Source organism: Bacillus yunxiaonensis, from assembly GCF_037104695.1.
GTDB classification, from domain to species: Bacteria; Bacillota; Bacilli; order Bacillales; family Bacillaceae_G; genus Bacillus_A; species Bacillus_A yunxiaonensis.
Genome location: NZ_JBAWSV010000007.1, coordinates 95,474 through 117,407, shown reverse-complemented (window position 1 = coordinate 117,407; position 21,934 = coordinate 95,474). Strand labels below are relative to the sequence as shown.

Genomic DNA, 21,934 nt, shown 5'->3' with positions numbered 1-21,934 from the left:
ACAATGAAAAAAACAATTTCTGATATCGCTCAAATAGCAGGGGTTGCAAAGAGTACAGTTTCCCGTTATTTGAATGGCGGTTCTGTTAGTGATGCGACAAAAGAGAAAATCAAGCGTGCGATTCAAGAAACAGGATATATTCCTAACACGTTTGCTCAAAGTTTAAAGGCAAAGAAAACAAATATTATTGGTACAATCGTACCACGTTTGAATTCCTATGCTTCATCGCTAACATTAATTGGTATCGATGAGCAGTTAAAAGAACTAAATTATCAAATGTTAATATCCAACTCCAATCAAGATTTAGAACGGGAAATCGAAAACATTTATACATTGGCAAATCAAAAGGTTGCAGGGATTATTTTACTGGCTACTCAAATTACTGATCAGCATATAGAAGCTTTTCGTAAAATTGATATACCAGTTCTGCTTGTTGGGCAGCAGCATAAAGAAGTGTACAGTCTCATTCATGATGATTATGGAGCGGCTTATGATATAGGACAATATATCCTTGCAAAGGGGCATAAAAGAATCGGGTATTTAGGTGTAGGAGAACATGATATTGCAGTTGGTGTAAAACGAAAGCAGGGGTTCAAAGAAGCAGTAGATACAAAATCGGATTGTGAAGTGAAGTATTATGAAACAAGTTTTAATATCGCAGACGCGATTGGAACCGCATCTGAAATTATTGAGGAGTTTCAACCCTCTATTTTAGCTTGTGCAACAGATAATATCGCACTTGGTGCATTAAAAGCCGCATATATGAGAGGTTTACGAGTGCCTGAGGATTTGTCCATTACTGGATTTGGTGGATATCAAGTAACAGAGGTGATTCATCCCGCTTTAACAACTGTGAAATTTTATTACAAAGAAGTGGGACAAAGGGCGGCTCGAAATATTGTAAAGCTTATAAATGAAGAAGAGATAGAAAAAATTTCAATATCTAAATATGAAATAATTGAAAGAGAAAGCGTTGACAACATATAAAAGCAATCATATAATCAAATTGAAACCGGTTCCAAGGGCTGGTTTTTAATTGGTTTATTTTTGGAACCGGTTCCAAAAAATATGATAATAAAGGGGGAGCATTATGAATTACAATCAAATCGCAAAAGAAATTTTGGAAGCAATTGGCGGTAAAGAGAATGTTTCGGCAGCAGCACACTGTTCAACTCGCTTACGTTTAGTTTTACATGATGAGGGAAAAGTTGATCAAAAGAAACTTGATAGCATGGATACGGTGAAGGGAACTTTTTCTACGGGTGGACAGTTTCAAGTGATTATAGGTTCAGGAACTGTAAACGAAGTGTATAAAGAGCTTGCAAAATTGACAGATCTTTCCGAGATGTCTACAAAAGATGTGAAAGCCGCTGGAACAAAAAAATTGAATCCGCTTCAACGATTTGTGAAAATGCTTTCTGATATTTTTGTTCCTATTATTCCAGCTATCGTAGCAGGCGGTCTATTAATGGGGATTAATAACCTATTAACAGCAAAAGATTTATTCATTGCAGGGAAATCACTAGTGGAAGCAAATCCTCAAATAACAGATTTAGCAGCACTCATTAATACATTTGCAAATGCAGCATTCGTATTCTTACCAATTTTAATTGGGTTTTCAGCAACACAACGATTTGGAGGGAATCCTTATCTTGGAGCAGCTCTTGGCATGTTAATGGTCCATCCTGATTTATTAAATGGATATGGGTATGGGGCAGCTTTGGTGGCTAATAAAGTACCCGCTTGGCACATATTCGGTATAACTATTGAAAAAGTGGGATATCAAGGTACAGTATTACCAGTTCTTGTGTCATCATATATTCTAGCAAAAATAGAAACATATTTACGAAGAGTAATTCCAACAGCACTTGATAATCTTCTTACACCTTTATTAACGATTTTTATTACAGGTTTATTAACTTTTACAGCAGTAGGACCAATTACACGTTATGCGGGAAATCTGTTAACAGATGGAATCGTTTGGTTATACGATACAACTGGATTTATTGGTGGTGGGATCTTTGGGTTCCTTTATGCACCAATAGTGATTACAGGTATGCATCATAGTTTTATTGCAGTCGAAACGCAATTATTAGCTGATGTTGCAAAAACAGGCGGTTCATTCATATTTGCAATTGCAACGATGTCTAACGTTGCCCAAGGCGCAGCAACGCTTGCAGTTTTTCTTATTACACGAGATAAGAAAGTGAAAGGCATTGCGTCAGCAGCGGGAATTTCAGCACTTCTAGGTATTACAGAGCCAGCGATGTTTGGTGTTAATTTAAAACTAAGATATCCGTTTATAGGAGCTATTATCGGTTCGGGAGTCGCATCTGCTTTTATAACTTTTTACAAGGTAAAAGCAATTTCACTAGGAGCTGCTGGTTTACCTGGTATTATTTCAATTAGACCAGATTGCATTATTCCCTATGTAATCGGAATGGTAATTTCCTTTATTATTGCTTTTGCATTAACGCTTATTTTAGCCAAAAGAACAGAAAAGAAGGGGAGCAACTCTTCTCAAAAAGAGGCAGCTTAATTTTTGGTAAGAGGAGGATGGTTTCATTCTCCTCTATTTATTAAGGGAGTTTGATAGAAATGGTATGGACAAGGGAACAGCGTTATCGCCGGATTGAGGAGGTAAGCTTAGAAGAAATTCAGAAATTACAAGCAAGAGTAAATAATTGTTCTTGGCGGCAAACGTTTCATATACAGCCAGAAACGGGTTTGCTAAATGATCCGAATGGATTTTCTTATTATAATGGTGAATACCATTTGTTTTATCAATGGTTTCCGCTTGGCCCTGTGCATGGTTTAAAGTATTGGTATCATACGAAATCAAAAGATCTTGTTCATTGGGAAAATTTTGGTATAGGGATTGAACCGACAAATGATTATGACAGCCATGGCGCTTATTCTGGAAGTGCAATTGAGCATGAAGGGAAGTTGTACTTATTTTACACTGGTAATACTCGTGATGAAAAATGGGTAAGAAAACCTTATCAATGTATTGCTATTATGGATGAAACGGGAAAAATTAACAAGTTAGAGCATTCTGTCATTCAAGAAGTTCCGAATGGGTATACAGACCACTTTCGTGATCCGAAGGTTTGGAAAAAGGGTAAAATGTTTTATGCAGTCATTGGAGCACAACGAGAAGATGAAACAGGATGTGTAGTATTATACCGATCGCCTGATTTACTGCAGTGGAGCTATGAAGGAGAATTGCAAATAAATTTGAATCATTTCGGTTATATGTGGGAATGCCCAGATTATTTCGAGCTACATGATAGAGGAGTTCTTCTTTTTTCCCCGCAAGGTCTAAAACCTAAAGGAGATCACTATCATAATATTTATCAATCTGGCTATATTCTTGGAGACAAGCTGGATGTGAAACAATTATCTATGTCACATGGTTCCTTCCAGGAGCTGGACAGAGGATTTGATTTTTATGCTCCTCAAACAATGCTAGATACAGAGGGACGGCGTATTTTAGTAGGATGGATGGGATTGCCAGAAATAAATTATCCAACTGATAAAAATGGTTGGGCGCATTGTTTGACATTACCAAGAGAATTACTTGTTCGAGGAGACAAGCTTATTCAGCGCCCGGTAAAAGAACTTCAAGCACTTCGTAAACAGCAATATAAAATAAAAGATATGATCTGCAATGAACAGAAAATGTATGAGGGATTTACAGGAACAGCATATGAAATGATTTGTGAGTTTACAAATGAGAGTGCAACTGAATATGGAATTGCATTTCGAGTGAGTGAAAATGAGAGAACAGTAGTTAAGTATCATGCTCTAGAGAGAAAAGTAATACTAGATCGCACACATTCAGGAGAAGCTGTGGGAGAATCTTATGGAACAAAGAGGAAATGTTCAGTAGATGCACAAACGATTAAGTTTCATTTATTTGTAGATACATCTTCTGTTGAGATTTTTATAAATGATGGAGAAGAGGTATTTACCGGTCGGATATTTCCAAGAACCGACAGCAAAGAAATTCATTTTTTTGCTGAAGAAGGCAGTGTATTATTACAAGCAACCAAATGGGATTATGAATAAGAAGAGGTGGAATGTGTGAAGAACTTATATGCAATCGGGGAAGTTTTAATTGATTTCATTCCTGTTCAAAAAGGAAAGGCTCTAAAAGATGTAGTAGAATTTCAAAGAGTTCCTGGAGGAGCACCTGCGAATGTAGCAGCCGCAGTTGCAAAGTATGGAGGAAACTCATATATGCTTACAAAGTTAGGTACAGATGCATTTGGTGATTTCCTTTTAGAACAATTACAAGAAGTAGGTGTAAATACAGACAAGGTTACAAGAACGAACGAAGCTAATACAGGCCTTGCTTTCGTCTCATTACGCGAAGATGGAGAACGTGATTTTTCCTTTTATCGCAATCCTTCTGCAGATTTGTTGTTTCATGAAAATGAAATAGAGGAAAGCTGGTTTGAAAAAGGTGATATTCTTCATTTTTGTTCCGTCGATTTAGTAGAAAGTCCAATGAAATATGCACATGTGAAGGCAATTCGTTCTGTGAAAGAAAACAAGGGGATTATCAGCTTCGACCCTAATGTACGCCTCCCGCTTTGGAAGCATGCGGAAGATTGTAGAAAGACGATTTTGGAATTTATTCCGCTTGCACATATTGTTAAAATTTCAGATGAAGAGCTGACGTTTATTACTGGTATTTCCGATGAAAAAGAGGCGATTGAGTCTTTGTTTGTAGGAGATGTAAAAGTTGTTATTTATACAAAAGGAGCACAAGGTGCGGAATTATATATGAAGGATAAATGGTATCAATCTAATGGATATCGTGTTGTAGTGCAGGATACAACAGGTGCAGGAGACGCATTTATTGGTGGTTTCTTGTATAAATTGTTAGAGAAAAACGTAGGGCAACAAAATTTAGAAGAGGTGCTGTATATGCATTCGCAGGAGATATTAACATTTGCAAATGCAAGCGGAGCTCTTACTACAACAGGAAAAGGAGCAATATCGTCTATTCCCGTAAAAGAAGATATTTATAAGTTACTTCAAGATTGACATGTAACTAAATAAAAAGGGGATTCGACCTAAATAAGTAAATCTATTTCATACACAAAGAACAAAAAGAAGATAACCAACTATATATGATAGATGGTTATCTTCTTTTTCTTTTTTACGAGAACGATATATGCCATAATTAACATTACCCACGTAAATGGTCCATATTTTTTGTAATTTCTTCCTTTGTTGTTCCAACTATAATTCCAGAACTCAAATGTGTTTCCTATTCTAACGCCAAAAATAAGATCTTCCGTGTTATTTTCGATTCCATAAAAGCTCAATTGGGCGGGCTTTCTGTCAGTGGAAGATGAAGAAAAAAGTTTCACTTTATGCATATTTCTTTGCATTTCCAGATATTTTTCGCATAATTTTTAATAAAGTGTATTATTATGCAGGAAGAATAGGCGGAAAAACTGAAACAACTATAAAGAAAAAACATAAAGTACATATAGGAGGTTTTTATTATGGAACAAATGAACAAAGTAAACATTGGGGATTATGTTCAGTTTCCTTATCGTGATAACTCATCCTTAAAATTAACTGGATATGTAGTAAACATTTTAATAAATACAGTTGTTGTAGATGTTTCAGAAATGTTAAAGAATGAAGAGCATCAAGATATCGAAGTTCGCCAAGTGGTAAAACATGATCAGTACAAGAAAATAGAAATTTCGAGAGATAATGTTTCATGATGAATACGATAAACATTCTCCATTAGAGGAAATAAATTTTGAAAGCCCTTTCAGTAGGGGTTCCTAGTCTCTTCAAAAAAAAGCTAGCAAAGTGCTAGCTTTTTGTATTTTGGATAACGATATATCGTGGTAAAGGAGAAATCTTTACCCATTAACGTGTAAAAGATCAAGTCTTTCTTTTTGACGAAGATGATGCTGAAAATGCATATGAATAAGTTGAAACCATTCCGTTGCATTTAAATAACCCAAACGCGGATGCTCTATTTTATAATCGTTTGGAATAGCTGATAATTTTGGTTCAATTTCTTTCATTTTTTCAATAAGTTGTAATAGACCTTGTTTCATGTCTTCTTTATTCGTTGGATTGTTTGGTGTATATGCAGGGTGAGCAGGTACTTTAATTTGGATGGGAGGAAATGCTCCCATTGCGTAAATTTTTTCTCCGGCGTCTGTTTTATCTCCGCCAATAGCAGCTGTTTTGTTTGCACACTTTTCAATAGCTGCTATTTGCATATGGAAAGCTGATAAAATGAGATGATTGTACATTTGTCCAAGTGACCATTCTTCATCGGAAGGTTTTTGTATGAATAGTTCTAATGGATACTTCTCCAGCTCTTTTATATAGTATGTTGCTAACTCTTCAAACTTCTCCAAAACTGTACTTGTTTTCATGTTACATACTCCCTTTCTTATAATAGTTAAGCTCTTTTCTCTTAATAAATAAGTATTGCTGACACCATTATGTCGGTAGTAAAAATAAAAAAGTACATATTTTTTTGCTAAAGCGTTTGCTGTTATCATTCTTTTTTGTTGCAATTCTAGATAATGGAAAGTAAACGATCCGTTCGATTCATCTATACCATCCTTTTTTGATTTATAAGCTCTAGTTACAACATCAAAATATATTCGAACTATAGAGTGTTTTTTCCTGCAGTTATAAAGTTAATTTACTAGTTTTTAAGTTTTACAATATCAATATAGTAATTTTCCTCTAAGGTGTCTTGCAGTTTCCAATTATATACTATATAATTCTAAATAAGAAAACGTTTTCATTCAAAGGGGGAGAATTTCGTGTCGACGATCGAGGACGTAGCGAAATTAGCGGGGTTATCAAGAACAACGGTTTCTCGGGTAATTAATAACCATCCGTATGTATCGGAAGAGAAAAAAAAGAGAGTACAATTAGCGATGAAACACCTTGGATTTGTTCCTAACTCTGCAGCGAGAAGACTTCGTAAGCAAAAGACAGAAACGATTGCAGTGTTGGTTCCGCGTGTGACGGATCCTTTTTTCAGTAAATTTATTGAGGCAATTGAAATTGTCGCTTCAGATCATAAATATAAACTGATTATTTGTCAAACAAGATATTTACCAGAAAAAGAGATGGAGTATTTACAATTGTTATCTACGAAACAAGTAGATGGAATTATTTTATGTTCACTTGAAAATCAGTGGGAGGATGTTGAGCCTTATTTACAGCATGGACCAATTGTTTTATGCAATGAATATATTGAAGAAGCAAATATTCCAACTGTAAACTTTGATCATGCACAAGGAGCTTACATAGCAGCGAAGCATGTGTTAGATCAAGGATATCGTCATCTTGTCTTCTGTCGGGGGAAAGAGACAAAGGTGGTAAGCCAGCAGAGAAAAATGGGCTTTTTGCGTGCTGTAACAGAGAAAAGCAAACAAGTTGAGTCGATTGATTTCATTGAAAGCGCTTACTCTGTTGAAGATGGAAAAAATATGTTTTATGAGCTTCTGCAAGACAAAAAAAATCCTACCGCTATTTTGGCAGGGGGAGATGAAGTCGCAGCAGGAATTATCACAGAAGCAAGCAAACACAACTGGAGCATTCCTGATGATTTAGCTGTAGTTGGTTTTGATAATCAGTTCTTATCACAAATTACGGACTCAGGTATTACAACAATTGATCAGCCAATTGATGAAATGGCGCGTAAAGTTGTTGAACTGATGATGGATAAGATTCATACGAAAAATTATCGAAATAAAGAAGTGTACGAGTTTGAACTGGAGCTCTTGGTGAAAGGGTCAACGGTGAAAAGTACAATGATGCCAGCCTAGTAGACGATGTCTGCTAGGTTTTTTATATTTACAATCTATTAATCTTCGTGAGTACAATCCTCGCATTTGTTGTGATATGCCTCGTGTTGCTCATCAATCTCTTTTCCGCATTGGGAACAAGTTTTTGCCGGTAAATTTCTAAAGAACTCCATCGGTTGATCTAACATGTAAATCCCTCCATTTCCATTTGTTAGTATTATTGTATTAGTACAAATGATTAAAGTCAACAACTGTTTTATAACAAATTTGAAAATAATGAAAATGTGTAGAAAATCCATTATAGTTAAGAATGTAGAATAGAAAGTGAAACAAGGTATGTAAAACAATGATTAGTGGATTAGAAAGGGTGAATACATATGAAAATGACAGTTGTGGGCTTTTGGGGCGGTTTTCCAGAAGCGGGAGAGGCAACGTCTGGATATTTATTTGAACATGATGGCTTTCGTTTACTTATCGACTGTGGCAGCGGTGTACTAGCACAGCTTCAAAAATACATAACTCCTTCTGATATAGATGCTGTTCTGTTATCACATTATCATCACGATCATGTTGCTGATATTGGGGTACTTCAATATGCTCGCCTAATTACAAGCATGACAAATCGTGTATTACCAGAACTGCCGATTTATGGCCATACCTTTGATGCAAAAGGTTTTGCATCGTTAACACATATACCGTATACAAAAGGGGTTCCTTACAACCCAGCGGACACATTACAAATTGGTCCATTTTCCATTTCCTTCTTACAAACAGTGCATCCTGCTATATGTTTTGCGATGCGTATTACAGCAGGTGAGAAAACAGTTGTATATACAGCAGATTCTAGTTACATGCCAAAGTTTGTTTCATTTGCACAAAATGCAGATGTATTTATTTGTGAATGTAACATGTATGCGCATCAAGATGGATCCAAAGCTGGGCATATGAATAGTACAGAAGCAGGAGAAATTGCAAAACAAGCAAATGTAGGAGAGCTGCTTTTAACTCATTTGCCGCATGCAGGTAATTTATCTGATTTAGTTGCGGAAGCAAAACAAATTTTTAACGGCCGCACGGTGCTTGCTCATAGCGGTTACGTTTGGGAATCTTGAGGTGAAATGATGTTATTTATTGATAATAAAGGGATTACAGATCCAACGATTAACTTAGCGATTGAAGAATATTGTGTGAAAAACTTAAATATTAACGAAACGTACTTACTGTTCTATATCAATGAGTCATCTATCATTATTGGAAAGAATCAAAACACAGCAGAAGAAATTAATGCGGATTATGTACGTGAAAAGGGAATTCATGTTGTAAGACGTCTTTCTGGAGGAGGCGCTGTGTATCATGATTTAGGAAATTTAAACTTTAGCTTTATTACGAAAGATGATGGAGATAGTTTTAATAACTTTAAGAAGTTTACAGAGCCGGTAACAAGAGCGCTTGGGAAATTAGGTATTAACGCTGAATTAAGCGGTCGTAACGATATTTTAGCGGAAGGAAGAAAAATTTCTGGTAACGCTCAGTTCGCGACAAAAGGCCGTATGTTTAGTCATGGTACGTTATTATTTGATTCTGAAATTGACCATGTTGTATCTGCATTAAATGTAAAAATGGATAAGATTCAATCAAAAGGAATTAAATCCATTCGCAGCCGCGTTGCAAATATTGCAGAATTTCTAAGTGAGAAAATTACAATTGAAGAATTTAAACAGCTGCTTTTAGAAAATATTTTTGAAGGGGAAAATGAAATTCCAACATATGAATTAACGGAAGAAGATTGGAAAGAAATCTATAAAATCTCAGAAGAACGTTATCGAAATTGGGATTGGAACTACGGGAAGTCTCCAAAATTTAACTTGCAGCATTCACACCGTTTCCCAGTTGGACAAGTAGATGTTCGGTTAGAAGTACAGAAAAGTGTAGTCTCTGAATGTAAGATTTACGGGGACTTCTTCGGTGTTGAAGATGTACATGACATTGAAGAGCGTTTAAGAGGTAAGGTGTTTGATAAGGAGGCATTTGCTGAGGCGCTAGCAGATGTAGAAGTGCCACGTTATTTTGGTAATATAACAAAAGAAGATTTCTTATCTTTATTCTTTTAATGATATAAGAAACAGCCTTATCTTACGTTAAGTAGTTCAGTTTTGAAGTACAAACATTAAAAAACATATGAAAAGGTATGCCAAATCGCAGATGATTTCGCATACCTTTTTTATTGCTATTTCGTAGTACAAATAACAAATTAATTGGCATAATTTTAGAAAGAAAACACGCCAATCGAGCTAATTTGATAATTACGTTATGTCCAGGTTAATAAAGACGTTATTTAATGGAGATAATATCCAACAGTACTGAATAATCACTTTGTAGCTATTTGTCTACTTTATTGGATTAATTTTTGCAGGGTTTTCCATTATTTTTTAAAAAATAGATATGATATATTAAATCACGTAAATACTATAAAAAAATGCGAGTGTTACTATGTATAAAATTTTAAAAATGGTACACCATACCGCTGGATTAATTGGTTCTTTGTTAGTTCTAATTATGTCCATTACTGGAATCTTGCTAAATCACCGTTCTCTTATTGGTTATGCTTCCAATACTGCGTTCGAGTTGCAAAAGTTTATTTTTGCCTTACATTCTGGTAGTGTTGGGAACACTTCAATAGTTTGGCTTACCGATTTAGGAGCAATATGCATGATTGTGCTAAGTATCTCAGGAATTTGGATGTGGGTAAATTTAATAATCAAAAAAAGAAGGGGAAAAAAATGAATAAAAAAAGATTTGCAGTAATTCTAGGATCACTACTAGCACTAAGTCTTGCAGGTTGTGGAACGTCACAAAACAATAATAAGTCTAACCAAAGTAGTCAAGCTCCAAAATCCGACCAGGATAACTCGATGAAAGGAATGGAAATGGGGAATCAACAATCTTTAGCGAAAGCATTCCAAGATGAACTTAATGGCTTTACAACAATTGAGCAAGATGTTAACAAGGGAGATTATACGTCTGCTACTACTCTTGCTGGTAATCTTCACGATGAATTTCATGCTGCAATTCTACCTCCATTAACAGAGAAAAAGGGCAAAACATATGCTGAAGACATTCACGGAAAATACGATGAGCTGCAAGATGCCATAACGAGCAAAAATAACACAAAAATTGCAGAACTCATCAAAGTGAATCGAGATAACCTAAATACTGTTGCCAAAATTTTGGGTGTTACTATAAAGTAATTATTGCTAAACCTTTGAAGTAATGAAACACCAATAACCAATAAAAAACATTAAGAGCTTGGGATTCCAAGCTCTTTTATAATTATTTAAAATAAATTATATCGTTCAAATCAAATTGTTTTTCGGTTTAATAAAGTTCATCCTTATTCACCTCATCAAATTCACTTATGTTTTAGCAATAATATTTGGAACTAATTTTAGCATGCATTTCGCACATATGACATTGAACATTGTCACTCTGTTAATTAGTATGCTAATTTATACATCAATTACCAAAAAACCTTATTAAACCAACAAAAACAAAAGGTTCAAATCCTGTGCGATTTGAATCGAAAATTGATTGTTTAATAAAGTTTTTGTACTCCTAAACCGAACTCGTTAATCTGACGTATGGTTGTTTTTTATATATGTTCAATGAAATGTAACTTGCACCATTAATTTTCTTTTAATATAATGTATTTAGAATTTTTAAAATTTTATAAAAGGTGGGGTTTTTGTGAATCTCGTTCAAAGATTAGCCGAAACGGTGAAAAAGAAAGGGGACAAGCCGGCTTATATTTTTCAGGATCAGTCGGTTTCGTATGACCAATTTAACGGATTAGTCACAAAGTTTTCTAGTAGTTTAGCAAACATGGGCATTGGAAAAGGAGACAATGTCGCATTAATTGTTGGGAATTCACCGCACTTTTTAATCGGTTTATACGGGGCAATGCGTGCAGGAGCCACCGTTATTCCAGTCAATCCGATTTATACACCAGATGAACTATATTACATTTTACAAAATGGAGACGTTAAAGCAATCATCACACTCGACATCCTTCTACCAGTTATGCAATCACTTACATCAAGACTTCCTTCTATCGAGAACATCATCATTTGTGAAACCTCAGCAGATTCAACTCATAAAGAAACCGAAAAAATGAAAACGTTTACGAATTTAGTAGCGAGCGGAGATCTCGCTTTTCAAGGTCCAGATATACAAGAAGAAGACGTTGCTGTTATTTTATATACATCTGGAACGACAGGAAAGCCAAAAGGAGCAATGTTAACACACAAAAATTTATACAGTAATGCAAGCGATGTTGCTTCGTATTTACAGTATTCAGAGCATGATCGTGTAATTGCAGCGCTTCCGATGTTCCATGTATTCTGTTTAACGGTTGCTGTTAATGCGCCGATTGTAAACGGCGCCACGATTTTAATGTTGCCAAAGTTTAGCCCGAAAGAAGTATTCCGCATTTGCCGTACATATGAAGCAACTATATTCGCTGGAGTACCAACAATGTATAATTATTTATATTTGTATGAGGGTGCGAGTGCAGAAGATGTTCATACACTTCGTTTTTGTATTTCTGGCGGTGCGTCTATGCCTGTTGCCCTTCTTACAAACTTTGAAAAAAGGTATGGTGTTATTGTTTCGGAAGGATATGGATTATCAGAGGCATCGCCTGTAACTTGTTTTAATCCACTTGATCGTCCGCGTAAGCCAGGTTCAATCGGAACGAATGTTCAGAATGTGGAAAACAAAGTTGTAAATGAAATGGGTGAGGAGGTACCAGTTGGCGAGGTTGGGGAATTAATCGTTCGCGGCCCCAACGTAATGAAGGGCTATTACAAAGCGCCGGAAGATACAGCCGCAACAATTCGTGATGGCTGGCTGTATACAGGTGATTTAGCAAAAATGGATGAAGAAGGTTACTTTTATATTGTAGACCGGAAAAAAGATATCGTCCTTGTTGGGGGATATAATGTTTACCCGCGTGAAGTAGAAGAAGTGTTATATATGCATGAAGCTGTTACTGAAGTTGTTGTGATCGGCGTCCCAGATGAAAGTTTAGGTGAAGCAGTGAAAGCATATGTTGTACCGAAAACGAATGCTGTTACAGTGGAAGAGCTTATGGCGTACTGTTCGTTGCATCTTGCGAAATATAAAGTGCCAAGCAGTATTGAGTTCTTAGAAGAGCTTCCGAAAAATACGACAGGAAAGATTTTGAGAAGGGCGTTAAAAGAGAAAGCGGTGCAAGCATAAAAAAAATGGCAGCTCGTCATATTAGAGCTGCTATTTTTTGTTAATTGTCGTGGAATAATAGATCGAATTCTTAGTTGACATATAGGAATTGTGTATTTAGAATAAAGAGAAATAATTGAAAAATGAAACAATAGAAGCTGATCAGAGAAACTGAAGGCGCACAACGTTCACTTTGTGAAAAGATTGTGTGCCTTTTTTCTATTGTATGAAACAAGGAGGGGCATAGATGAAGATGTGGGGTAAAACATCAATTACAAAGGGAGCAGGCGTTTTGTTATCGACGTTGCTGCTGTTATCAGGATGTGCTTCGACAACATCTACTAGTAAATCGGAATCAGGAAAGTCTATTGAACTTTTAAATGTATCTTATGATCCAACTCGGGAATTGTATCAAGACTTTAACAAAGATTTCGCAAAGTATTGGAAAGAAAAATCTGGTGAGACGGTTACCGTGAAGCAATCTCACGGAGGCTCAGGCAGTCAGGCACGCTCGGTCATTGATGGGTTAGAAGCAGATGTTGTGACGCTAGCATTAGGGTATGATATCGACGCGATTAGCAAGAAAAAGCTGTTATCTGAGGATTGGCAGAAACGTCTGTCTAATAACTCAACTCCATACACGTCTACTATCGTATTTCTTGTGCGAAAGGGAAATCCGAAAGGGATTAAAGATTGGGATGACTTAACGAAGAAAGGGGTTTCTGTTATTACACCAAACCCAAAAACATCAGGAGGAGCTCGCTGGAACTATTTAGCGGCATGGGGTTATGCATTAAAGAAGCACAACAGTAGTGAAGAAAAAGCAAAAGAATTTGTAAGTCAGCTATATAAAAATGTAGCAGTGCTAGACTCAGGTGCGCGCGGTGCAACGACTACCTTTGTGGAGAAAGGGATTGGGGATGTTCTTATTGCTTGGGAAAATGAGGCATTGCTATCACAAAAAGAGCTAGGGAAAGACAAGTTTGAAATTGTTACACCGTCTATTAGTATTCTTGCTGAACCTCCAGTGGCTGTCGTGGATAAAGTGGTTGATAAAAAGGGAACACGTAAAGTAGCGGAAGCATATCTCGAATATTTATATACGGAGAAAGGACAGGAGATTGCGGCGAAAAACTTTTACCGTCCTCGAGATCAAAAGGTAGCTGAAAAATATGCATCACAGTTCCCAAAAGTACAATTGTTTACAGTAGATGAAGTGTTTGGAGGGTGGAAAAAAGCACAAGAAACGCATTTCAATGATGGAGGTGTCTTTGATAAAATCTACCAAAAATAATAGATGCAGATGACGCAATGAGGTGAAGGAATGTGAGGAAGAGTAATAGGAAGCAAGGGCAAATTTTACCCGGATTTGGGCTTTCCCTTGGATTTACGATGTTATATGTAAGTTTGTTTGTCCTAATACCATTATCTATCGTTTTTATTCAAACTTCTCAGTTAGGATGGAGCAAATTCTTTCAAGTTATCACAAGTGGAAGAGTACTGCATGCTTATCAAATTAGTTTTATAACTTCACTTGCAGCGGCGATTATAAATGTTTGTTTTGGCCTATTAATTTCCTGGGTACTTGTTCGTTACTCGTTCCCGGGAAAACGGCTGCTTGATGGATTAATTGATTTGCCTTTTGCTTTGCCAACCGCGGTTGCTGGTATTACGCTTACTACTTTGTATTCTCAAAACGGCTGGATTGGAAAAATTTTTGATGTGTTTCATATAAAAATAGCCTTTACTCCACTTGGTATTATCGTTGCTCTAACTTTTATTGGATTACCCTTTGTTGTGCGCATGGTTCAGCCTGTATTACAAAATATTGATAAAGAAGTGGAAGAAGCAGCGGCCAGTTTAGGAGCATCACGTTTACAAGTATTTTGGAAAGTTGTTTTTCCAGAAATTTTTCCTGCTTTATTAGCAGGGTTTTCGCTAGCTTTTTCAAGGGCGCTAGGGGAATACGGATCTGTTGTCTTTATTGCCGGAAATATGCCGTTCAAAACGGAAATTGCTCCGCTAATGATTATGACAAAACTTGAGCAATATGATTATGCAGGTGCGACAGCTGTGGCGGCTGTTATGCTGATTGTTTCTCTTTTCTTCCTTTTTACTATTAATATCATTCAGGGATGGAGTCAAAAACATGGATTGCGAAATGAATAGAAAGGGGACGAAAGGATGGAACCGTCATTATTTAAACCGATAAAACAAAGAACAGTTCAGGCACCTGTACCTATTGCGGAATCCAAAGTAATCCGCATTATTTTGATTGCGGTGACAATTATATATTTATCTTTATTTCTTCTGTTACCGTTAATCACGATTTTCATGAAAGCATTTGAACATGGAATAGATGTGTACATTGCAGCGATTACAGATAGTGAAGCATTTTCTGCTATTCGTCTAACGATTATTGTTGCCCTAATTGTTGTTCCGCTTAATACGATATTTGGTGTGGCAGCAGCATGGCTTATTACAAAATTTCGGTTTAGAGGGAAACAGTTTCTTTTATCGCTTATTGAGCTCCCCTTTGCTGTTTCGCCGGTTATTGCCGGGTTAGTTTTTGTATTGTTATTTACGCCTCGCGGTGAGCTAGGGGCATGGCTAATGGAGCATGGTGTGAAGCTTATTTTTTCTGTGCCTGGTATTGTAATTGCCACTATTTTTGTGACATTCCCATTTGTAGCCCGCGAATTAATTCCTGTTATGGAGGCACAAGGTACAAGTGAAGAAGAAGCAGCTTTATCACTTGGAGCAAGCGGCTGGAAAATGTTTTTGCGCGTTACACTGCCGAATATAAAATGGGGTTTACTGTATGGCATGATTTTATGTAATGCCCGTGCGATTGGAGAATTTGGAGCTGTTTCTGTTATATCGGGACATGTGCGAGGTGTTACGAATACGATGCCGCTTCATATTGAAATTTTATATAACGAATATCAATTTTCCGCTGCATTTGCCGTTGCTTCTTTAATGTCACTGCTTGCGGTTGTTACGTTAATTATAAAGAACTGGATTGAATGGAAAGGACGTCAATAGATAAGAAAGGAGATGGAATAGAGTGAGTATTCAAATTCATAATGTATGGAAGCAATATGGTACGTTTCAAGCTCTGCAGGAAATTAATTTAGAAATTCCGAAAGGGGAACTCGTTGCGCTACTAGGCCCATCTGGTTCTGGGAAAACAACGTTATTACGAATTATTGCAGGGCTAGAACAAGCAGATCAAGGATCAATCTTATTTGATGGGGAAGATTTAACTCATACTCATGTGAAAAATCGACAAGTTGGCTTTGTGTTTCAACATTATGCTCTTTTTAAACATATGAATGTATTTGAAAATGTGGCTTTTGGATTGAAAGTAAGAAAAAAGAAATTAAGACCGTCTCCAGCAGAAATAGAAGAAAAGGTTCTTGAATTACTAAGGCTTGTTAAGATGGATGGTTTTGCAGCGCGTTATCCGGCTCAATTATCAGGTGGTCAAAGACAGCGTGTTGCCTTAGCGAGAGCTTTGGCAGTTGAACCAAAGATTTTGCTTCTTGATGAACCGTTTGGTGCATTGGATGCAAAGGTACGTAAAGAGCTGCGGAGATGGCTCCGGAAATTACATGATGAGTTTCATATTACAAGTGTGTTTGTAACACATGATCAAGAAGAAGCATTAGATGTTGCGGATCGAATCGTTGTAATGAACGAAGGACACATTGAACAAATGGGGACGCCAGAAGATGTGTATGATAATCCAGCTAGCCCATTTGTATATGACTTTCTTGGAAATGTAAATTTATTTCATGGTCGTGTTCATAAAGGAAAACTGAATTTAGGATCTATTGAACTAGAAGCGCCGGAACATACGCATGTTTCAGATACAGATGCGATTGCCTATGTGCGTCCGCATCAGTTGTCTATTGAACGTACAAAACAAAGTGAAGATGCAATTCAAGCAAGAGTAACATATATACATGCAGTCGGTCCGGTTGTATATATTGAATTGCAGCGTTTAGGAACGGGAGAGTATTTAGAAGCGGAAGTAGGTAAGGAGCAATTTGCACAGTTACATGTTCGGGCAGGCGAGGTAGTATATGTGCGTCCGAAAGAAGTGAAAGTATTTGTTCCAGAGGATTTTGTGATTTAAGAGTTTGACATTAGCTATTCATTTAGCAAAAAACGAAAGATGCCTTGTCATCTTTCGTTTTTTGCTTATGCTATAATTTTATCGCAAAATTATTATTTTGCTGAGTAGTAAAAATAGTATAATGAAACTATTACATCTAGAAAGAGGGTATCTCTGTGGGGAAAATTCACATTATTCATGAAAATAAGGAGTGGACAACTCATCTTACGAAAAGGTTAGAAGAACTAGGACTTCCATATGAAGAATGGCATTTAGACGAAGGTATTGTTGATCTTTCTTCTGTTCCGCCAGAAGGTGTATTTTATAACCGAATGAGCGCTTCTTCTCATACGAGAAATCACCGTTTTGCACCGGAGCTTACTGCTGCTGTACTTGCTTGGTTAGAACAACATAATCGAAAGGTGTTCAATGGAAGCAGAGCATTGCAACTTGAAGTAAGTAAAGTGGCACAATATATGGCACTAAATGCTCAAGGAATTCGTACGCCAAAGACAATTGCGGCTGTTGGGAAGGATCATATTATAGAAGCGGCAGCTCAATTTGAAGGACGTCCATTTATTACGAAGCATAACCGTGCTGGAAAAGGATTAGGGGTTCAACTGTTCCAGTCTGTTGCTTCTTTAAAAGATTATGTAGAAAGCGCGGCATTTGAAGAGCCAGTAGATGGTATTACATTAATTCAAGAATATATACAAGCTCCTGAGCCTTATATTACGCGTTGCGAGTTTGTAGGCGGAAAGTTTGTGTATGCAGTACAAGTAGATACATCAAAAGGTTTTGAATTATGCCCAGCTGATGCTTGTCAGATTGGCGATTTGTTCTGTCCAGTTGGAGAGAAAGCTCCGGAAAAACCGAAGTTTCAAATTATTGAAGGATTTAATGACCCAATTATTCAAAAATATGAAGCAGTTTTGGCTGCTAACGATATAGCGATCGCTGGCATTGAGTTCATTCGAAATGCTGATGGTGAAATTTTCACTTATGATATTAATACGAACACAAACTACAATGCTGATGCTGAAGCAGTAGTTGGGAAATACGGTATGTTAGAGATTGCGAAGTTTCTTGGTAGTGAATTGGAGAAATTATAATAGATAGAAAAGAAAGCTACTGATAGGGTAGCTTTCTTTTCTATTAGCTATGTTACATAACTCTATTGATATCTGATTAAAATGAAAGTTCAAAAATAAAAGAATACTCGTTTGGAGGGAGTGAGAAAATGCACAAAAAAAAGTATTTTATACTATTAGTTCCAACCCTTATCATTGGACTGTTCTTACTTTATTATCTTTCAGCTGATAGACGATATTATGTATGCTTGGTACCTATTCTGTTTTGGACTATCTATTATCTTTGGATTTATATTGAAAAGAAATCAAAAAATATCTTATGAAAATTTTTATGAAAAGGTTCTTTGGGGAAACAAAGTAAAAGAAAGACAATCTTTATCCCGCTACTTTTGGGAAGTAAGCCTTCCACCTGCAAGATACGGAAATAAATCGTTCATATGCAACTTGTAAATGTGCTCTGATGATTGTGTTTCTCGCCCTCTCCATATATAACTACGGATAAATTCTGGGAAAGTTACAAAATTCCATAAAATAAAAGCAAAAAACATCAAGAAGAAAATTCCATTCTTCTTTATCATAATACATATAAGGCAGGTGAACAGAGATGGAAAGTTATGAAATGCAAATTCAAAAGGTAATAGATTCTATTGAAGAAGATGTGATGGAAAAGCAAACGTTAGCGAACCTTGCTCGCATTGCAGGATTTTCGGAGTTTCATTTCCACCGCGTGTTTCAAGCACTCGTAGGAGACTCTGTGATGGAGTATGTACGAAAGAGAAGGCTAGCCCGGGCAGCTTATCAGCTTTCTCATACAGAGGGGAAAATTCTTGATATTGCATTAGAGCATGGCTTTCAATCTCATGAAACGTTCACACGCGCCTTCAAAAAGCTGTTTCATATGACGCCGAGTGCATATCGAAAGCAAGAGATTCGAACGCCGTTATATTCCAAAGTGAATGTGATGCAGCGCAAATTTAATCCGTATTTAGGGGGAATCAAAATGGAATTTCGTATAGAAACAAAGCCAGCTTTTCAAGTAATTGGATATGAAATGAAGACAACGGGTAAAGACGGAAAAAATCTAACAGATATTCCAGCGATGTGGCAACATTATTTGCAAAATAATTTGTCGGAAAACATTCCAAACCGTAAGCATACGAATGAGTTCGTTGAGTTAGGGATGTGTACTGATTTTAATTTGGAAACAGGTGAGATTACGTATATTATTGGAATGGAAGTAACAAGCTTTGATGGTGTATCAAGTGAGCTGACGTGCCGCACATTCCCTGAAGCAACGTACGCTGTATTTACAACACCAAAAGTTCCCGAGGAAGAAATGGTACCATCTATTCAGCAAACGTGGAATGCAATCTTTACAGAGTGGTTCCCGCATTCTGGCTATGAGCATTCCGGCGTTGTCGAGTTTGAATTATACGATGAGCGCTCTCATGCTGATAAGCAAGATCTTGTACAACTAGAGATTTGGCTGCCAGTTCAAAAGAAAAAGTAAAAGTAAAAGTAAAAGTACACATAAAAAAGTTTCCTAGATGCTAGGAAACTTTTTTACATTGCCGCTTTAATTTTCTCTAACACTTTCTTACTATCAAACCCCCGCTCCCCCATACCAAATACTTCGATTAAACGATTATTTTCGTCTAATAGATAAGAATTTGAAGTATGAATGTAAAGACCACTTCCAGGATCACGGTAGCGGAAGTTAAAAGATTCGGCTAGTTGTTTCGTTTCTTCTTCATCACCGCGCAGCAAATGCCAACCTTTCGTTTGTTTCATGTCAAACGTTTTGGAGTAATTTTCTAGCACTTCTTTCGTATCATATTTCGGATCAATGGTAATTGTAATAAATTCGATTTTTGTTCCGAAAACTTTCTCTTTCACAAGTTCATCTCGTAAATGTTTCATTTTATATGTTGTAACAGGGCAAATATCCGGACATTTTGTATACATAAACTCTACTAATTTTAATTTTTTTGGCAGCATATCAAATGATACCGCTGTTCCATTTACATCTTCCATGATAATTCCTTTTGGCATCTCTGCTGATGCTTTTTGGTAACTGGTAAAATAAAAAATGCCAATACCGATTGCAATAATAAGTCCTAACGTAAAAGTAATATACAACTTTTTCATACCAATCCCTCCCAATTTTATTTTATAAGAAAAATCTGAAAAATGAGGAGGGAATGAGTGAATATTACATGACAATTCATCGTATTAGCTTGTTCTATTTTTCGAGGAACGAACTACAATAATAATAGACAGGCAGCGATGAGGAGGAAAAAATATGCGAAAAGTTATAAGGTGGACACTTTTTTTGTATGCCCTATTTGCTTTATTTATATATTGGTACTTGTTTGGATGGAATCATGAGATGATACCAGAAATGTACAAAGGAACGAATGCAGATCCAGCAACATTTATGAATGCAAGGGAGCTTACGCTTAGCCAAGATTATTCTCGAGTAAAAAATTTATTATTTTTCTTAGCAACGCCGCTGCAATGGGTTGTTTTATTATTCGTACTTGTTTTTGGTGTATCAAAGCGGTTTGAAAAATGGGCGAAAGAGACAACGAAAGTACGGGTACTGCAAATTGCGATTTATTTGTTTTATTTATCGTTAGTGACAACAGCGCTAGCATTGCCGTTGCAATGGATTAGTCACCAAGTGTCTGTTGATTATGGTATTTCTACACAATCAACAGCAAATTGGATAAAGGAACATGTACTTGATTTTTGGATCAACTTTTTGCTTATGTTTCTCGTTGTTTCTGTGCTGTTATGGCTGATTAAAAAATATCCTAAACGTTGGTGGCTATATGGCTGGGCGCTCTCAGTTCCATTCACTATCTTTTTAACGTTCATTCAGCCGGTCGTTATTGATCCGCTATATAATCATTTTTCTACGCTGCATAATAAGGAGCTCGAAAAAAAGATATTAACATTAGCAGATAAAGCAAAGATTCCAGCGGAGCATGTGTATGAAGTGAATATGTCAGAGAAAACAAACGCGTTAAATGCATATGTAACGGGGATTGGCTCAAATTCTCGCATCGTTTTATGGGATACAACGCTCGAGCAGTTAAAAGATAAAGAGATATTATTTATTATGGCACATGAAATGGGTCATTACGTGATGAAGCATATATATTGGGGCGTTGGAAGTTATATTGTCTTAACTTTCGTTGGCATGTATCTCATTTACCGCATTATTCAAGCGTGTATTCGTAAGTGGGGAGATACGCTGCATATTTCTAAAGTAGCCAGTTTCTCAGTTTTACCACTATTTTTTCTTGTATCTTCTATGCTTTCCTTTGCGGTAAGTCCTGCGACAAATTACGTATCGCGCGTTGAAGAGAGAGCAGCTGATCAATATGCATTAGACATGACGAAGGATAATCAGTCGGGGGTCAAAACATTTCAATATTTATCGAAGACGAGTTTAAGTCAGGTGAACCCGCCGGCTTTGGTGAAATTTTTCTTGTATACGCATCCGCCAATTTTTGAGAGAATTCATACGTTTGAGGAGTATAAGAAGAAATAATTGTTAAGAGCAGCAATTGTTTATCTCGCATTACCCCACTGAGGGAAGTTTTACTTTATTAAGACCAAAATTCGAAAGGAACAAGTAGATGTCT

The 21,934-nt window shown here is 36.6% G+C and carries 20 protein-coding genes; 17 read left to right on the top strand and 3 right to left on the bottom strand.

The window, feature by feature from the left end; translation table 11 throughout:
* Positions 1-3: 3 nt before the first annotated feature.
* The 5 genes from WAX78_RS19160 to WAX78_RS19140 all read left to right on the top strand — a co-directional run bounded on the left by WAX78_RS19160 (position 4) and on the right by WAX78_RS19140 (position 5,750).
* Positions 4-987 carry a LacI family DNA-binding transcriptional regulator gene (locus WAX78_RS19160; protein WP_336483597.1) on the top strand — a complete coding sequence of 328 codons (984 nt, stop codon included), beginning with the start codon at positions 4-6 and terminating at the stop codon, positions 985-987.
* 103 nt (positions 988-1,090) lie between these two features.
* Positions 1,091-2,539 (top strand): sucrose-specific PTS transporter subunit IIBC, encoded by a 1,449-nt coding sequence (locus tag WAX78_RS19155; RefSeq protein WP_336483596.1) that lies wholly within the window; start codon positions 1,091-1,093, stop codon positions 2,537-2,539.
* A 59-nt stretch (positions 2,540-2,598) separates the two neighbouring features.
* Complete coding sequence (locus tag WAX78_RS19150) at positions 2,599-4,071, top strand: glycoside hydrolase family 32 protein (RefSeq protein WP_336483595.1); 1,473 nt, start codon at positions 2,599-2,601, stop codon at positions 4,069-4,071.
* Between the two features lie 15 nt (positions 4,072-4,086).
* On the top strand, positions 4,087-5,055 hold the full coding sequence (locus tag WAX78_RS19145) for a carbohydrate kinase family protein (RefSeq protein WP_336483593.1): 969 nt from the start codon (positions 4,087-4,089) through the stop codon (positions 5,053-5,055).
* Positions 5,056-5,522: 467 nt separating this feature from the next.
* Positions 5,523-5,750, top strand: coding sequence for a DUF2187 family protein (locus tag WAX78_RS19140; RefSeq protein ID WP_336483592.1), 228 nt, complete (start codon positions 5,523-5,525; stop codon positions 5,748-5,750).
* Positions 5,751-5,894: 144 nt separating this feature from the next.
* Here the strand turns inward: WAX78_RS19140 and WAX78_RS19135 are convergent, their stop codons facing one another.
* On the bottom strand, positions 5,895-6,422 hold the full coding sequence (locus WAX78_RS19135) for a DinB family protein (RefSeq protein WP_336483591.1): 528 nt from the start codon (positions 6,420-6,422) through the stop codon (positions 5,895-5,897).
* Between the two features lie 399 nt (positions 6,423-6,821).
* On the opposite strand from WAX78_RS19135, the gene WAX78_RS19130 reads away from it, so the two are divergent.
* Positions 6,822-7,835: a LacI family DNA-binding transcriptional regulator gene (locus tag WAX78_RS19130; RefSeq protein WP_336483590.1), complete on the top strand. Its 1,014-nt coding sequence runs from the start codon at positions 6,822-6,824 to the stop codon at positions 7,833-7,835.
* Between the two features lie 38 nt (positions 7,836-7,873).
* Here WAX78_RS19130 and yhfH read toward each other — a convergent pair whose 3' ends face one another.
* Positions 7,874-8,002, bottom strand: coding sequence for a protein YhfH (yhfH, locus tag WAX78_RS19125; protein ID WP_336483589.1), 129 nt, complete (start codon positions 8,000-8,002; stop codon positions 7,874-7,876).
* Positions 8,003-8,191: 189 nt separating this feature from the next.
* Here yhfH and WAX78_RS19120 point away from each other — a divergent pair, with 189 nt between their 5' ends.
* The 10 genes from WAX78_RS19120 (at position 8,192) to WAX78_RS19075 (ending at position 19,791) form a co-directional block, all read left to right on the top strand.
* Entirely contained in the window at positions 8,192-8,926 is a 735-nt protein-coding gene (locus WAX78_RS19120; protein ID WP_336483588.1) for an MBL fold metallo-hydrolase, read from the top strand.
* A gap of 9 nt (positions 8,927-8,935) precedes the next feature.
* Positions 8,936-9,925, top strand: a complete 990-nt coding sequence (locus WAX78_RS19115) for a lipoate--protein ligase (RefSeq protein WP_336483736.1) — start codon at positions 8,936-8,938, stop codon at positions 9,923-9,925.
* A gap of 630 nt (positions 9,926-10,555) precedes the next feature.
* Positions 10,556-11,062 carry a hypothetical protein gene (locus WAX78_RS19110; RefSeq protein ID WP_336483587.1) on the top strand — a complete coding sequence of 169 codons (507 nt, stop codon included), beginning with the start codon at positions 10,556-10,558 and terminating at the stop codon, positions 11,060-11,062.
* A 496-nt stretch (positions 11,063-11,558) separates the two neighbouring features.
* The gene (locus WAX78_RS19105) at positions 11,559-13,091 is read left to right on the top strand and encodes a fatty acid--CoA ligase family protein (RefSeq protein WP_336483586.1); all 1,533 of its coding nucleotides are present in this window, start codon (positions 11,559-11,561) and stop codon (positions 13,089-13,091) included.
* Between the two features lie 226 nt (positions 13,092-13,317).
* Positions 13,318-14,364 carry a sulfate ABC transporter substrate-binding protein gene (locus WAX78_RS19100; protein ID WP_336483585.1) on the top strand — a complete coding sequence of 349 codons (1,047 nt, stop codon included), beginning with the start codon at positions 13,318-13,320 and terminating at the stop codon, positions 14,362-14,364.
* A 62-nt stretch (positions 14,365-14,426) separates the two neighbouring features.
* On the top strand, positions 14,427-15,239 hold the full coding sequence (gene cysT, locus WAX78_RS19095; protein WP_413789213.1) for a sulfate ABC transporter permease subunit CysT: 813 nt from the start codon (positions 14,427-14,429) through the stop codon (positions 15,237-15,239).
* 15 nt (positions 15,240-15,254) lie between these two features.
* Positions 15,255-16,115: a sulfate ABC transporter permease subunit CysW gene (gene cysW, locus WAX78_RS19090; protein ID WP_336483583.1), complete on the top strand. Its 861-nt coding sequence runs from the start codon at positions 15,255-15,257 to the stop codon at positions 16,113-16,115.
* Positions 16,116-16,137: 22 nt separating this feature from the next.
* Complete coding sequence (locus tag WAX78_RS19085; protein ID WP_336483582.1) at positions 16,138-17,211, top strand: sulfate/molybdate ABC transporter ATP-binding protein; 1,074 nt, start codon at positions 16,138-16,140, stop codon at positions 17,209-17,211.
* A gap of 155 nt (positions 17,212-17,366) precedes the next feature.
* A complete protein-coding gene (locus WAX78_RS19080; RefSeq protein WP_336483581.1) occupies positions 17,367-18,302 on the top strand; it encodes an ATP-grasp domain-containing protein in 936 nt (311 codons plus the stop codon).
* 583 nt (positions 18,303-18,885) lie between these two features.
* On the top strand, positions 18,886-19,791 hold the full coding sequence (locus WAX78_RS19075; RefSeq protein ID WP_336483580.1) for an AraC family transcriptional regulator: 906 nt from the start codon (positions 18,886-18,888) through the stop codon (positions 19,789-19,791).
* A 53-nt stretch (positions 19,792-19,844) separates the two neighbouring features.
* Here WAX78_RS19075 and WAX78_RS19070 read toward each other — a convergent pair whose 3' ends face one another.
* Positions 19,845-20,429, bottom strand: a complete 585-nt coding sequence (locus WAX78_RS19070; protein ID WP_336483579.1) for an SCO family protein — start codon at positions 20,427-20,429, stop codon at positions 19,845-19,847.
* A gap of 154 nt (positions 20,430-20,583) precedes the next feature.
* Here WAX78_RS19070 and WAX78_RS19065 point away from each other — a divergent pair, with 154 nt between their 5' ends.
* The gene (locus tag WAX78_RS19065; protein WP_336483578.1) at positions 20,584-21,840 is read left to right on the top strand and encodes a M48 family metallopeptidase; all 1,257 of its coding nucleotides are present in this window, start codon (positions 20,584-20,586) and stop codon (positions 21,838-21,840) included.
* The last annotated feature ends 94 nt before the right edge of the window (positions 21,841-21,934 follow it).

Bases quoted from the DNA above. Each gene is read 5' to 3' on its own strand.
- WAX78_RS19140 (WP_336483592.1), top strand. From the start codon at position 5,523: ATGGAACAAATGAACAAAGTAAACATTGGGGATTATGTTCAGTTTCCT.
- WAX78_RS19075 (WP_336483580.1), top strand. From the start codon at position 18,886: ATGGAAAGTTATGAAATGCAAATTCAAAAGGTAATAGATTCTATTGAA.
- WAX78_RS19150 (WP_336483595.1), top strand. From the start codon at position 2,599: ATGGTATGGACAAGGGAACAGCGTTATCGCCGGATTGAGGAGGTAAGC.
- WAX78_RS19155 (WP_336483596.1), top strand. From the start codon at position 1,091: ATGAATTACAATCAAATCGCAAAAGAAATTTTGGAAGCAATTGGCGGT.
- yhfH (WP_336483589.1), bottom strand. From the start codon at position 8,002: ATGTTAGATCAACCGATGGAGTTCTTTAGAAATTTACCGGCAAAAACT.
- WAX78_RS19100 (WP_336483585.1), top strand. From the start codon at position 13,318: ATGAAGATGTGGGGTAAAACATCAATTACAAAGGGAGCAGGCGTTTTG.
- WAX78_RS19065 (WP_336483578.1), top strand. From the start codon at position 20,584: ATGCGAAAAGTTATAAGGTGGACACTTTTTTTGTATGCCCTATTTGCT.
- WAX78_RS19070 (WP_336483579.1), bottom strand. From the start codon at position 20,429: ATGAAAAAGTTGTATATTACTTTTACGTTAGGACTTATTATTGCAATC.
- WAX78_RS19135 (WP_336483591.1), bottom strand. From the start codon at position 6,422: ATGAAAACAAGTACAGTTTTGGAGAAGTTTGAAGAGTTAGCAACATAC.
- WAX78_RS19120 (WP_336483588.1), top strand. From the start codon at position 8,192: ATGAAAATGACAGTTGTGGGCTTTTGGGGCGGTTTTCCAGAAGCGGGA.
- cysW (WP_336483583.1), top strand. From the start codon at position 15,255: ATGGAACCGTCATTATTTAAACCGATAAAACAAAGAACAGTTCAGGCA.
- WAX78_RS19160 (WP_336483597.1), top strand. From the start codon at position 4: ATGAAAAAAACAATTTCTGATATCGCTCAAATAGCAGGGGTTGCAAAG.
- WAX78_RS19115 (WP_336483736.1), top strand. From the start codon at position 8,936: ATGTTATTTATTGATAATAAAGGGATTACAGATCCAACGATTAACTTA.